This is a genomic window from Wenjunlia tyrosinilytica, from assembly GCF_014646055.1.
GTDB classification, from domain to species: domain Bacteria; phylum Actinomycetota; class Actinomycetes; order Streptomycetales; family Streptomycetaceae; genus Wenjunlia; species Wenjunlia tyrosinilytica.
This window is the reverse complement of record NZ_BMMS01000072.1, coordinates 1-12,834: the sequence shown is the minus strand read 5'-3', so window position 1 is coordinate 12,834 and position 12,834 is coordinate 1. Positions and strand designations below refer to the sequence as shown.

Annotated in this window: 10 protein-coding genes; 1 reads left to right on the top strand and 9 read right to left on the bottom strand. The window is 66.3% G+C overall.

Annotation, left to right across the window (positions count from 1 at the left end; translation table 11 throughout):
• Positions 1-147: 147 nt before the first annotated feature.
• The 9 genes from IEY86_RS34850 to IEY86_RS34810 all read right to left on the bottom strand — a co-directional run bounded on the left by IEY86_RS34850 (position 148) and on the right by IEY86_RS34810 (position 10,939).
• Entirely contained in the window at positions 148-315 is a 168-nt protein-coding gene (locus tag IEY86_RS34850; RefSeq protein ID WP_189135913.1) for a hypothetical protein, read from the bottom strand.
• On the bottom strand, positions 316-966 hold the full coding sequence (locus IEY86_RS34845) for a hypothetical protein (RefSeq protein WP_189135912.1): 651 nt from the start codon (positions 964-966) through the stop codon (positions 316-318).
• Between the two features lie 35 nt (positions 967-1,001).
• Entirely contained in the window at positions 1,002-1,427 is a 426-nt protein-coding gene (locus tag IEY86_RS34840) for a hypothetical protein (protein ID WP_189135911.1), read from the bottom strand.
• 109 nt (positions 1,428-1,536) lie between these two features.
• Positions 1,537-5,541 carry an SGNH/GDSL hydrolase family protein gene (locus IEY86_RS34835; protein ID WP_229699042.1) on the bottom strand — a complete coding sequence of 1,335 codons (4,005 nt, stop codon included), beginning with the start codon at positions 5,539-5,541 and terminating at the stop codon, positions 1,537-1,539.
• Positions 5,542-6,098: 557 nt separating this feature from the next.
• Positions 6,099-7,361, bottom strand: a complete 1,263-nt coding sequence (locus IEY86_RS34830) for an ABC transporter permease (RefSeq protein ID WP_189135910.1) — start codon at positions 7,359-7,361, stop codon at positions 6,099-6,101.
• Positions 7,358-8,041 (bottom strand): ABC transporter ATP-binding protein, encoded by a 684-nt coding sequence (locus IEY86_RS34825; protein WP_189135917.1) that lies wholly within the window; start codon positions 8,039-8,041, stop codon positions 7,358-7,360. Before IEY86_RS34825 ends, IEY86_RS34830 begins: the two co-directional genes overlap by 4 nt.
• 23 nt (positions 8,042-8,064) lie before the next feature.
• On the bottom strand, positions 8,065-9,405 hold the full coding sequence (locus tag IEY86_RS34820) for a peptidoglycan-binding protein (protein ID WP_229699041.1): 1,341 nt from the start codon (positions 9,403-9,405) through the stop codon (positions 8,065-8,067).
• A 12-nt stretch (positions 9,406-9,417) separates the two neighbouring features.
• Positions 9,418-10,314: a hypothetical protein gene (locus tag IEY86_RS34815; protein WP_229699040.1), complete on the bottom strand. Its 897-nt coding sequence runs from the start codon at positions 10,312-10,314 to the stop codon at positions 9,418-9,420.
• A 139-nt stretch (positions 10,315-10,453) separates the two neighbouring features.
• On the bottom strand, positions 10,454-10,939 hold the full coding sequence (locus IEY86_RS34810) for a hypothetical protein (RefSeq protein ID WP_229699039.1): 486 nt from the start codon (positions 10,937-10,939) through the stop codon (positions 10,454-10,456).
• A gap of 863 nt (positions 10,940-11,802) precedes the next feature.
• On the opposite strand from IEY86_RS34810, the gene IEY86_RS34805 reads away from it, so the two are divergent.
• Entirely contained in the window at positions 11,803-12,603 is an 801-nt protein-coding gene (locus tag IEY86_RS34805) for an AfsR/SARP family transcriptional regulator (protein WP_189135909.1), read from the top strand.
• Positions 12,604-12,834 lie beyond the last annotated feature (231 nt).

Sequence of the window (12,834 nt, the reverse complement as noted above, 5' to 3'; positions counted from 1 at the left end):
GGGCACGATGCAGTCCGAATCGAATGTCGTCAATCACCGCAGCCATCCTCGCCCTGGAGCGGCAGCGCTGAAAACGCTCAGTGAAGCGAACGTCCAGCCATGAGGGGCGCTAGAGGGGGGAAGCGCACCTCGTCGTCGTGGCTGCTGTCAGTCGGCCTTGGTGGTGTCGATGTACGACTGGCCATAGACGGAGAATCCGTGTGCGGCTCCGTCGTCGATCTTGTTGATCCGGAAGAACTGGTCGCCGTAGCCGACGTTGGTCCACTCGCCCGAGCTGCCGTCACCCGAGCACCGCGGAATGGCAGGGACATCCATTCATCGGTTGCGGAATTTTTTGCCATGCTTGCCGATGCGGAAGTAGCCGACAGGATTGAGGTTCAGTTGGAGCACCGTGCCGTATGCCTCCCGGATGGCGGCCACGGTCAGGTCCTCGGGTTCGTGCAGGCACCGGTACACGGGCGGATCACTTTGTTGCCGCATACATGGGCGGGGCTCTTCGACCGCATGCCGGGAGGTTTCCCAGGAAAGGGTCTGGCCGGCGGCGAGTAACTGGCCCGTTTCCCGCGCGCCGTGCAAGGAGGTAATGGCGGGGCTGAAGGGGATGGGAGATCCTGGTCGGGCGCCTGCGGTGAGGATCTCCTGGAGTGCGTCGCCCACTTCGCTTTGAGTGCTGTAGTAGGCGGTGAAGTACAGGGTGCAGGACACCTTGTAGTCGTTGTCGGAGGTGAAGGTCCATCCGCCGCCGCCTGTGCACACGTCCTCCAGGGTGAGCAGACGGAGGGTGAGTGAGGGGCAGGCATCGTAGGCGCGGGCGATGCCACGAAGCTCTTGTTCGGCCCTGTCACGGGCCTGCTGTGCCGGGCGGCTTCCGGCGCGTCGGCGCACCGTCCTCGGGCGGGTCCTGCTGAAGTAGTCGTAGGCGTTGCCGACCACGACGACACCGGTGGTCGCGAAGATATGCGCCATGCGCCCCATGGCCTGTTTCATCCTCGTTCTCCAGCTCACCGCATTGCCTTGTTCGCGGGCGTGACGGCCGACTGCGCCACGGATGCCGCGGCCGTCGCGGCGGTCTGTACGGCCACCCATGCGACAACCGTGGCCGGGGAGGGGTGGGAACCAACGAGATGGGGAGCGGTGAAGGCCACCCAGACAAAGGCGGAGATGATGATGGCAAGATGGTTGCCTCGCACTCGTATGAGTCTGAGAAGTCCCCACACCGCTACCGGTAAGAACACCCATCCTGTCGCGTTGGCCACGAGGTACTGGGTGGTTCCTGCGAACCACTCCGACTGTCCCGAGTCGACTTCCGTGTCGGCAGCGTGATCGGCCCACACATAGAGGGATTCGAAGAGACGCCATCCGGCCAACGTGGCGGCGACAGCCGCGGCAGCAGCTTTCGCCGCTTGCATGAGATAGCCCATGGTCACGATCCTCCTCCTGCTCCCGGGCGACTTGGTATCCGTCAACGTACTCAGACGGCAGGCCCGGGGGCGCCGGAACGGTGTCCGGCGCCCCCGGGGTGCGACTGGTGGGCCGCTACTGTGCGAGAGCTCCCACAAATGCCTTCGCGTAGTTGAGTGTCCCGGAGACCTTCGGATGGAACGACTTCATCGAAGGCTTCGGTGCCGCGTTGTCCGCTTTGGAGCGTCCCGTGAGGACGATGCCGTGGATCGTCTCGGGATCGCCGCAGATCGCCTGGCCCGCGAACGCGTCACGGGGGTCGGCGAACACACCGTTCACCTGGCTCTGTGCGTTGGCGTCGTCGACGGCTCCCTTCATCTCCTTCGCGACGGTGTCGGCCATGCTGTTGAGCCATGGACCTTCTGCGGTGCCGATACCGGGCACGCACTGGCCCGCGCTCTCCAGCAGCCTCGGGTAGCCCATCAGGACGATCTTCGCGTGCGGGGCTTTTCCGTGGAGTGCGACCAGGGTCTTCACGAGCCGGGGCCGGACCGTTTCATGTGCCCAGGCCGGCGCCCAGTTTTTCAGCGCGGGCGTGCTGTTGCCGGTTTTCTCCCCGGTGTCCGGGTTTCGCTCGTCGATCGACGCGTCCTGGCACTTCTGCGTCACGGCCATGATGCATTTGGTGATGATGTCGGCGAACGCCATGTCGTTCCCGCCGATCGACAGGGCGACCAGGGTCGTGTTCTGGTCCAGATAGCCCTGTTGGATCTGTGGCAGTTCCCCGGCCTGAGAGGTGTCGAGGATGTTGTAGTGGCGGGCGCCGGAGCATGCGATGAGGTGGTAGTCCATCCGAGCGCTCCACGTGTCGTCCAACTCGGTGGTGGACAAGGCTTCTCCGGGGAGAAGCGCCCGCCGGGTCCACGCGTACTTGGAGCGGTGGCAGTCGTCCCGGACCTTGTCCCCGTCGACCTTGCCAGCATGGTCCGACTCGGGGTAGTAGTCGTCCCCTCCCGGATCCGAGGCGCCTTCACCGGAGGAATACGAGTCGCCCATGGCGACGACCACGTGGTTCGGTTTGCCGGGGAGCGGTTGGAAGGCGACGGCGTCCCAGGCGATGTCCTCGTCCGCCGTGCCGTCGTCGGTGGCGTTGGTGAGGGTGACGCTGGGAGTGCCGGTGAAGTGGAAGGCGCCGAGGCTGACCCAGCGGTTCGCGCGCTGCTCCACTATCCGGTGCGTGGAGGTGCTGTCGGAGCCGCCGATCGCATAGGCTGCCTGCCTCGTCTGCGCCCCGGTGTCAGGGAGGTGGACCAGGACACGCGCCCACGGCACGCTCTGGTCCAGTGTCCAGGTGCCCTTGATGGTCATCAGGCCGCTGTCACCGCCGAGGTGGGAGATGTCGCGGGTGTGCGCGTACCAGAAGTGGCCGTCGTAGCCGCCACCGATCTGGTGCAGATCGGCCTTCGCCTCGTACTGGCCAAGGCCGGGACCGGTCGCGGACTCGTTGGGGTAGAAGGTGAACTGGAAGTGGCCCGCGTCGGTGCCGGTGGTTCCGCAGTCACTGTAGGTGTTGATGTTGTCGGACATGGAGTGAACGATCAGCGCGTTGGACGGCAGCCCGGTCGTGGAGCACACGGGGGTGCCGCTCTGGAGGCGGTAGCCGCGCCCCGGCTCGGCGCGCAGGGTGGCGTATTTGATACTCTCGTTGCCGCAGGCGTTGGCGGGGGCGGCGCAGTTCTTCCAGGTCGCGTTGGTCTCGTGCCACCAGTACTGGGTGTAGCAGGCTTTGTCCGGGCAGTGCGGGGGATTGGCCGCATCACAATTGTTGTGCGAGTTGCAGAACGTGTCGAGGGGCGGCTGGAGTTCGCTCCGTGCTTGGTCACTGGTCCACCATGCGGGCTGGAAGCCCGCCGTGGCATAGCCGGATTCACCGGGCCAGTCCTGCCGTCCGGACGTCGCGTAGGAGTATCCGGTGTCGATGGACCATGCGGCCCAGCCCAGGACCTTCTCCTCGTACGACCAGTCCTGCGGGTGGGCGGGGTCCTTCGCCCAGCCGTCCGGATCGAGTTTGCTGTCCAGGAACGGCTTGCGGTCCGGTTTGAAGGCCGGGTTGGCGGGGTTGTTGTACCAGCCCAACCCCCAGTTGCCGTTTTGGTCGGCGTCTGAGCGGTCGTTCATGCCGGAGTTGTAGTTCCACAGGGCCGCGAACCAGTTCTCCGGCCGGGAGGCGTCGTCGTTGTTGAGGGTGAGTGTCTGCCCGGGCTCGTGGATCTCGTTCCACTTGTCGGCGAGGATGTACATGGAGGCGGCGATGTTCACGGCGTAGTCGAGGGCGACGCCGCGCTGCTTGGCTGGTGACAGCGCAGTCTCGCCCTCCTTCTCGTGGCCGGCGAGGCGCATGCCGTCGGTGACCTGCCCCACGCCGTAGCCGCAGTCCGACAGGTCCCAGTGGATTGCCCAGTAGGAGTCTGGGTTGCCCTCGACCGGCTTGTGTCCGTAGAAGCCGTCGTAGGAGGCGAGCGGGTTGCCCATCTGGCCGGGGATCGAACCTCCCTCGGCTTGCCACAGATTCGACTCCTGCGCCATCACGCCCAACAGCACGTTGGCGGGGATACGGCCGCCTCCGGTGAGGGAGGGCCGGGGGAACAGGCCCTGCGGATCGACCGTGCCCAATCCGGCCTCGTCCCGCCATCCGCCCTGGGTGAGCCACTTCGCGTGCAACTCGCCCCGTACGGCCATGTCGACTGCCCACTCGACCTGGTTCGGAGTCGGCTGCAGAGCGAGGCTGTGGACATCGTTGCGAGGGACGGAGCACCAGCGGTCGGGGTCCGTGGGGTCATGAGACACGGCGGCTGCGGAGTGCCGGCTCGCTGACGTCGCCCAGGTGCCGGTCAGGGCGGGCGAGAACGCGCCGTTGCCGCTACCTGGCGTGTTGGCCGTGACAGTCTGGGTGATCTTCTTCCCGGTGATGGGGGCGGTGGAGGTCACGGTGGTCGGCTGATCCGGATCGACCGTGTCCGGCGCCTGGGCCACGCCCCCCGGAGCCTTCGTGCCGAGACTGCTCTTGTCGAAGCCTCGACCCGCGTTCTTCACACGGGCGAGGCCCTTCCGGACGCCGGGGGTGAGGACCTGGCCGACGGCGAGCCGCCCGAGGGTGGAGACGTCCGAATCGGCCGGGGCGCTTATGCGGGTGACGTCCGTCCCTGCCGATTTCGGGGTGTTAGTGGTGTGGCCGGTGAGGAACACCCGTCCCTGGTCGCCCTGATGGAGTTCGAGGTCGCCGAGCTTTCCCGTGGCGATCAGGGAGGGGGTTCCGTGGCCGCGCCAGATTTTGGCGTGAGCTGTGCTGCTGTTGTCCTCAGGGTCGACGAAGGCGACCTGCCCGCCTGCTGTGGGGTGTATGTCGAACGGGACACCGGACCCGGTGGCAAGGCTCTTCACGCTGCCAGAGTTGTCTATATGGACCAGGCTGCGGCCACGGGCGGCCACCGCACCGTCCTTGACCGGGACGGCACTGGTCACCTCACCGGCAAGCGCCACGTCCGCGCCCTGCTTGCCAGCCGTGTTCACGGTCACTACCCGGGTTTTCGTCTTCGCCGGGTCGTTCATGTCCCGGAAGGCGGTGAACGCCGCTGTGCGCGTGACTGTGTCGCACGACGGGTCGAAGTAGGCGAGCGTGGCGGTGAACGGCAGCTTCGTCACCTTGCCGGTGGTGAGGTTGACGACGGCGGCGAATGCCCCGCCTTGCATCAGGTCCGGCTTGTTTGTGAACGCGCGGGGCGCGTAGACGGCGGCGGCATGGTGTGGGTCCATGACGCACGTGTTGCCGATCCACGAGTCCGCGGGCATACCGGGCTCGGCGAGGATGGCGGTGGTCTTCCACGCGTACGCCTTCGCCGAGTCGGCGACGAGGATCTTGAAGCCGTCGCTGTCGGCTGCGCCGGTGACGGCCCGGTCCTTGGATGTGTTCCAGCCCTTGCCGAGCGTGCTGCCAGGATCTGTGACCCGGGCGGGCGGGGTTGGCGTCGGCTTGGCGGAAGGTACGGGTAACGGTTTCGGTTTCGCCTCGGCGGCGAGCGCTGGTGCGGTGGCCTGTATGAGGCCGCCTGTCAGAGCAGCGAAGGCCACAACAGCGGCCAACGGCGCGCGTGATCGTCTTCTGCGTCTCAAGAGAGATTCCCCGATTCTCGTTGGGTTTCCCGTGCCCGGTTAGGGCACGACTCGGCCCCCAGCCCGCGGGAACGAGCTGAAGCGCGGGCGGCGGCTCGGTGGTTGGCTGGCGGAGTGAGGACCGCGTGGACGATGGCCCCGTCAGCGTCCGCAGATCGTCCGAGAGGCGGGCGCCGATGACAGACGTGCCAGGTCACCAGCCTCCTCGTCCCCACGTCCTCGCCAGTGAATGGACGGTCCATCCAGTGCCCCTGCCCGGCACCGTGGCCCGGGCCGGGGTGCCGCGACGCGTGCGCCCTTGCCGCCGTTCACCGACGATCAAGTACCTCTCCCTCGGGGGACGTTCCCACGAGAGCGGAGTCGTCTGTTCGTGTCGGCTTCGACGCGTGTGGTCGGCGCCTGGCACGATCCCCCCGCGCCTGTCACTGCCTGCGTCAACACATTGCTGCCCGACATGCTGCGCCGGGAAGCGGGCCTGCGCTGTCGGCGGGCGATGACGGCCAAGGATGGCGCCGACAGGATCGTCCTCACCGGCGTAGAGCCTCAGCCGGTGGGACACGAGAAGCCTTCCACGCGGGGTACAGGCCGGCGAGCAGGCCGGTAGCCAACCCCAGGGCGGGTGCCGCGAGTATCGCGCCGGTATCCAGCACGGGCGTCCATTGCTGGGCCGCGGAGACCCCGACGACACTGATCGTGCCCAATGACGTGCCCATCAGGCCTCCGAGAAGGCCCAGAGCCGTTGACTCCGCCAGGAACTGGACGGTGATGTGGAAGCCCCGTGCGCCGAGGGCTCTCCGCAGTCCGATCTCCGCCGTACGTTCCATGACTGCCACCAGCGTGGTGTTGGCGATGCCGACTGCGCCAATGAGCAGGCACACCAGTGCCAACAGCAGAAAGAGTTGGTTCAGGTCACCACCGACGTCAGAACGCAGAGTCTTCGGGTCAGGGGGCGGGATGGACTTGAAGTAGTCGGGGTGTTCGGGGCGCAGCGCGGCGGCGGCCTCGTCTGCGACTTGCCGTGCCGCACCGAGCCGTGTGGCGATGAGCATCTCGGCTCGTTCGTCACTGGGCGGTCCCCAGATGTGCTCGGCCGTGGTTCGTGGGACGACAACGGACAGCAGCAGGTCGGGCTTTCGTATGACATCGTCGAGTACGCCGATGACGGTGAACGGGGTGTTCCCGATGAAGACGGCGGGCTGTGTATCGAGGGTGGTGATGCCCAGTCTCGCGGCGACGGCAGATCCCAGCACCGCCACTTGCTGGCGGTTTGCGTCGTGGTAGGAGTCGAACAGCCTGCCTTCGGCCATGCGCGGTCCGGCAGAGTTCAGCAGGCCTGGTGACGCGGCGATGACATCGGTGCGAAGAGGTGGTTCATCGGATGGGCGAAAGGGGGTGGATCTCACGGTCCGGTCCGCGCTGAGCCGGACTCTCCAATACACTCCCGCTGCGGTCACTCCGTTGAGCCTTTCGATGCGGGCGTCGGCGTTTCGCGGAAACGCGAGTGGAACTTTTGCGGCGTCGCTTCCACCGCTGTCCTTCACTGTCACCTGGGTCGCGGTCAGTTCGTTGAAGCGGGCGTCGATTTGCGAGGCCGTGGTGCTCGTCAGACCGAGCACAGCTATGAAGGCGCCGACGCCCAGCACGGTGCCCAGCGCGGTCAGGGCAGATCTGCCGGGGCGCTGCAGGACCCCGGCCAGTGCCTCCACGAAGAGGTCTCGCGCATAGATGGAGGACCGTTGGACGCTGTCGGCACGTGGTTGCGGTGCTGGTCGGTGTGCGGTGAGCTTCATGCGTCGTCCCCCCGGCGCCCGGGTTCGCTCATGACACCGTCACGAATGGTGACTGCGCGCTGGCCCCGAGCCGCTACCTGTACGTCGTGGGTGATGACCACGGTGGTCATGCCGTCTCGGTGCAGGTCGGACAGCAGGTCGAGCAGGGATTTGGCGGTGTCCGAGTCGAGGTTGCCGGTGGGCTCGTCACACAGCAGCAGCGAAGGTCGGCCGACCAGGGCCCTGGCGATGGCCACGCGCTGCCGTTCCCCGCCGGACAGCTGGGTCGGTAGCGCGTCGAGGCGATGGCCCAGACCGACGCGGGTCATCGCTTCCTGGGCTCGTTGGCTGCGCCGGCGCCGGGGGACGCGTTGGTAGAGCATGGCCAGTTCTACATTTTCCCGGGCGCTGCGGTGGGGCAGCAGGTGGAAGGCCTGGAAGACGAATCCGATGGTTGCGCTGCGCACGCCTGTTCGTTCGGCGTCGCTCAGAGCGGCGGTGTCGAAGCCGTCCAGTAGGTAGCGGCCGGTCGTCGGGGTGTCCAGCAGGCCGATGATGTTGAGGAAGGTGGACTTGCCCGATCCTGATGGCCCCATGACGGTTACGTACTCACCGTCTTCGATCTTCAGGTCGCAGGGGGTGAGCGCGGCGACGGGTGGCGGTCCGGGGTAGGTCAGGCCTGCCGCCCGCAGCTCGATCATCGGCGGGGTAGCGGTGTGGGCCGTCACCGCGCTCCGCCCACCGGGTTTTCGGGCCGGACGCCGACGATGACGTGCTCTCCGGGGGCGAGACGGGCGCTCGCCGTTGGGGTGACCTGTACGTAGCCGTCGCCGGACATTCCAGTGCGGACTTCGACCCGTCGGCGCCCGTGGGCGGTCTTGACGGTGACTGTGGTTTGCCCGTCCGCGCCCGCGGAGATGGCCGAGGAGGGTACGACGAGGACTTTGCCGTGGGAGGAGGCGGCGTCAATGGTCAGTCGTACGTCCTGGCCAGAGAAGGCGGAGGAGAGCGGCTTGTCCGCTCTGATGCGCACGGAGTAGCGGTCGGCGGTCTGCTGCTGGTCGCCGTCGCTCGGAGAGGAGGGCGTTCGCGCCGCGGCCAGGACCGTCCCTGTGGCATGCCTGCCCGTGGTCTCTGAGAAGATTTGGACCTTTTGGCCTCGATGGACCAGGTCCCGTTCGTTCGCGGCCACCGATCCCTGCACTACCAAAGGCCCAGCGGACAGAGTCATCAGCTTCTTCCCGGCTTCCATTCCGACCTCGGCCGTCACGCTGTCGACGCGGGCCGGCAGGGCGGCCAGGTAGACGACTTCGGACTCGGGCAGCAAGGGGCCTGCCTGTACCCGGGGCGGCGCCGGATTGCCGCTGGCATCTGCCTTCCCGGCTTGCTTCTCCTCGCCGGGCTCATCGGCGGACACCGGGCTGTATCCGATCCGTGTGTAGAAGGCTGTGACCGCTCGCCGGGTGCCCTCGCCGAACACCCCGGCCCTGTCGTTGCCGCATGCAAGGCCGAGCGCGGCCAGCGCTCTCTGCAATTGCGCCACGTCGTCCCCGCGCGATCCGGTCTTGAGATCGCGGTAGGCGGGGATCGCGCCCTCGAGAACGAAGACCGGCCTGCCGGAGATCTCCAGCAGCACTGTGCCCGCAGCCAGGGACCGACCGGGTCTGGCCTTGACCTTGGTCACCACAGCGCGGACCACGTCGTTGCCAGCCGGGGCGCTGGGAGTGACGGCGACGGATTGCGAGGCGACGACCTTGCCTCGGGTGACCAGCGTCTCGGTCAGCACTCGGTGTTCCACGGTCGCGGTCAGGGAATCCCTTGGCGGCGGGGATTTCTCTGCGGCGGCCTGGGCCGGTGATTTGATGAACGTGCCGACGCCCACGGATCCGGCACCCAGGGCGACCGCCCCGATGACCACGAGCGTGAGTGTGCGTCTGCGTCCGGCGAGTCCGGACCGCGCGGGCGGTGGGACGCCCGAGGTGATCGTTGTTGCCGCCGCCTCGTCCGTCTGCACTGCCTGCTGCTCAGGCACGGCCTTCTGATCGGGGTCCGATTCCTGCTTCATGGCGGGCGGGCCTCAGTTGCCGGAAGCGAGGACTCGGGCTGCCCTCTTCACGGCGGTGTCGAGGTTCTTGCGTTCGGCGCTCAGCTCTTCGGCGTGCGTCTCGATCGCCGTGTTCTGCAGCTTGACCTCGGCGTCGAACCACAGCTTGGCGACATGATGGCGCTTGCGGCAAGCGATGTCGGCCGTCGCGGTGGCGATCTCGCGGGTGGTGACGTCCGCAGCGGCGAAGCGCGGGTCGTCACTGGCGTCCATGGGCTCCTTGTACGGGTAGCCGCTGTCCTTCATGCAGGAGGACCATCTCCGGAACGCCTCGGCGACCTTCGCATCCCGCTTCGAACGGGTGAACGCGTCGTTGCTGATCTGCTGAGCAAGCCGGGGGGTCTCCGGCTTGCCGCCGGTTACCTTGCGCTTGGCCTGGCCGGCGCATCCGCCGGCCGGGACGTCCTTGCCTGCGACCTTGGCGATCTGTCCGGACAGGACTTTGGCGTCGGGGCCGCCGCTGGTGGTGCCGTCGACTGCGCCGCGCTCCATCGCCTCATCGTAGGCAGCCTGCTCGTCGGCATCGGGCTTGTAGCCGCGCTTGTCGGCCAACGCGGCATCGTGGATCCCGTACCGCCAGTCCGTCAGCGTCTTCGGTCCCAGTTTGGGAAGTTCCGGTGCGGGGTGCCAGTCGAAGCCGAAACGGTCCATGCAGTCGCCGATCAGGGTGTTTTCCGCTCGGCTTATCTGCTTCTGCTCATCATCGGTGGGCAGGTATGCCTCGATTGGCAGCGTCCACGTTTTCGGATCCGCTGCCTCGAAGTGTCTCGACGGTAACGCGGGACGGTCAGGACGACTGGCGCTGTGCGTCGCCCCCGTGCACGCTGCCACACTGGACACCGTCAGGGCGATCGCTATTGTCGCACCCATACCTGCCTGAGACCTTAAGCCGTGCCACACAGTCATGCGCAACCGATCTTCGAGAGGGCGTCCGGCGCCTCCTGGGGGCCGGCCCTGTCCCGGGCCCCTCTGACAGTTTCCGTTTTCGTGCCGAAACGTCAGTCGGCCGTCAGCTCGTCCACTTGAAGGAGGCGTTGTTGTTGTAGGTGTCATCCAGCTGCGACCAGTAGGAGAGCGTATCAATGACGTCAACGGCGCCTTTGTACCCGCTGTTGACGTAGATGTTCGCCTTGTAGCTGGTGTGGTCGTTGGCGGCCGACGCGGTGTTGTTCTTGATGTGCTGCTCCGAACCGGCCCCGGTGTCGGCACAGTACTTCAGAGGAACGGTGTTGGGTATGCTGCCGCCGGGGGCGAGGGCGTTGAAGTCGTACACGCTGTACCCGACGCTCCGGTGTGCTTCCTTCCTCCACGAGTTGTAGTACACCTTGAACTTGAAGGTTGACGACGACGGGGACTTGCAGGCCTCCAGACTGTAGAGGTTGTCCCAGTCGTTATTGGCAAGGGCGGCTGGAGCCGCCATCACGACGGATGCGACAGCCAGAAGCACGCCAATGGCCACCACACGGCTGCGCTGAACCGGTACCTTCACCTTCATCACTCCCTGCCTCCTTAAATACTCGGACGTAGCGCGTTTTCGCACGCTGTCGATTCGGTTCCAGACGCACTCCGGTCGCCGCTTTGCACACCGGCCGCCCTGGAGCCTGAAGCGCCACCTGGCGAGGCTCCGGGTGGACGCTCGCCGGTCTGCGGACCCTTCGACCTGACCCTGACGCGAGCAGAGTGCGTCAGACGACAGCAACCACCACGACCAGCCTGCGAGGAGACGCCACGTGCTCCCTGCGGCCTGTAGTGGCTCTACTCATCCTCGGCGCCGGCAGCGATTGCGCGACCTGTCCGCCATGCGGGGCAGTGCGAGCGGCACCTTCTTCACGTCACCGAGCGGATGCGATCCGGCCAGTTCCCAGGTGAGGGGCCGGCCTCCGTCTCCCATCAAGCCTCTCCTGCGCCCAAGGGGTCCTCAGCGCCCCGCCCTTTTTGGTGGCGCGGGACTCGCCGTCCACCAAACGCTACGGGCAAACGCTCTCGGGGCTCTCTTTTCATCGCGGCGAAGGCCAAATGCTCACGGCATGCGTCAAGGAGTCCTCCCGATATATCCCGCCTTGGAGAAGGGGGACACGCGGCTGCACAAGGCTTCCCAAGTTTCGTGAGGTCTGCCACGTGACCGCAGGCACCTCCTGACTCGGCCTCTCAATGCAGCACACCACCTGCTCGGGATGGGATGCTTCTTTGCTGAGGCAATGACGGGGTTCTCTACGATCGGCGAGTCCCTTGCGGTGACGCCTCGGTGTGCGGCTACTCTTGCGGCAGTACCCAGAACCACACACACAGCTATGGCGGCCTGCCGAAGTCGAGTGCTGCCCGCCGTATGCCGTCGGTGCATCAGGGGAGGATGCGCGGATGTACGTGGTCGACAGGAACTCCATGTCATACCGAGTGCACATTGGAATCCTGGGCCCTCTCACAGTGGTGGGGCCAGGTGGTCAGGCAATAGCTCTGCGCGGGCAGAGGCAGCAGATCGTCCTGGTCCTGCTGGCCATGTCTTCCGGCCAACCGGTGTCAACCGAGCGCCTCATTTCCGCGATCTGGGAGGGAAACCCCCCGCGCACCGTCATGGGCCAGTTGCAAACGAGTGTCTGGATGCTCCGGCAGGCACTGTTACCCGTGTGCCAGACCCAGGACACGGTCCTGACTCATGATTTTGGCTACAGACTCGCTGAAGGGGTGTACACCCTCGATGCCGTCGATTTCCGCAAAAACGTCTCCTCCGCCAGGCAGTCTCAGCGCGGCGGTGATCTACCGGAAGCACTGCGACAACTGCGAAGAGGCCTGGCCATGTGGCGTGGCCCATCGCTGACAGGTATCAACAGTTCGCTGGTCCAGGCCGCCGCCCGCAGATTGGACGATGAGAGAGTAGCGGCGCTGGAATACCGCATGACTGTCGAGCTGGCCCTGGGGCATCACGACGACGTTGTCGACGAGCTCCGGGAGTTGGTCAGCCAGCACCCCACACGTGAGCGGCTACACGCCGACTTGATGCTCGCCTTGTACCGTTGCGGTCGCCAAGTCGAAGCTCTGGCCGCCTTCCGAAAGGCCTGCCGGGTGCTCGCTGAGGAATACGGCCTGGATCCCGGCCCACGTCTACGCGATATGGCGCAGGCGATACTGCAGCAGGATCCAGGCATACTCATCGGCCCCTGATCCCTCCCCTCAAGGGGAAACGTCAGCGGCTCCCACCGCTGTAACGGCAGGGGCCGGTGCCCCTGGACTGCCGCAGGCACCCCGTGCGGACGCACCGTCGGACCTCACTTCAGGCTCATGGCGAGGCGGCACATCCTCGGCCACGGACACACTGAGCGTTTTCAGCGCTGCCGCTCCAGGGCGAGGATGGCTGCGGTGATTGACGACATTCGATTCGGACTGCATCGTGCC

Excerpts from the sequence above, each read along its gene's own strand:
- IEY86_RS34850 (WP_189135913.1), bottom strand. The coding sequence starts at position 315 with ATGGATGTCCCTGCCATTCCGCGGTGCTCGGGTGACGGCAGCTCGGGC.
- IEY86_RS34845 (WP_189135912.1), bottom strand. The coding sequence starts at position 966 with ATGGCGCATATCTTCGCGACCACCGGTGTCGTCGTGGTCGGCAACGCC.
- IEY86_RS34830 (WP_189135910.1), bottom strand. The coding sequence starts at position 7,361 with ATGAAGCTCACCGCACACCGACCAGCACCGCAACCACGTGCCGACAGC.
- IEY86_RS34825 (WP_189135917.1), bottom strand. The coding sequence starts at position 8,041 with ATGATCGAGCTGCGGGCGGCAGGCCTGACCTACCCCGGACCGCCACCC.
- IEY86_RS34820 (WP_229699041.1), bottom strand. The coding sequence starts at position 9,405 with ATGAAGCAGGAATCGGACCCCGATCAGAAGGCCGTGCCTGAGCAGCAG.
- IEY86_RS34815 (WP_229699040.1), bottom strand. The coding sequence starts at position 10,314 with ATGGGTGCGACAATAGCGATCGCCCTGACGGTGTCCAGTGTGGCAGCG.
- IEY86_RS34810 (WP_229699039.1), bottom strand. The coding sequence starts at position 10,939 with ATGAAGGTGAAGGTACCGGTTCAGCGCAGCCGTGTGGTGGCCATTGGC.
- IEY86_RS34805 (WP_189135909.1), top strand. The coding sequence starts at position 11,803 with ATGTACGTGGTCGACAGGAACTCCATGTCATACCGAGTGCACATTGGA.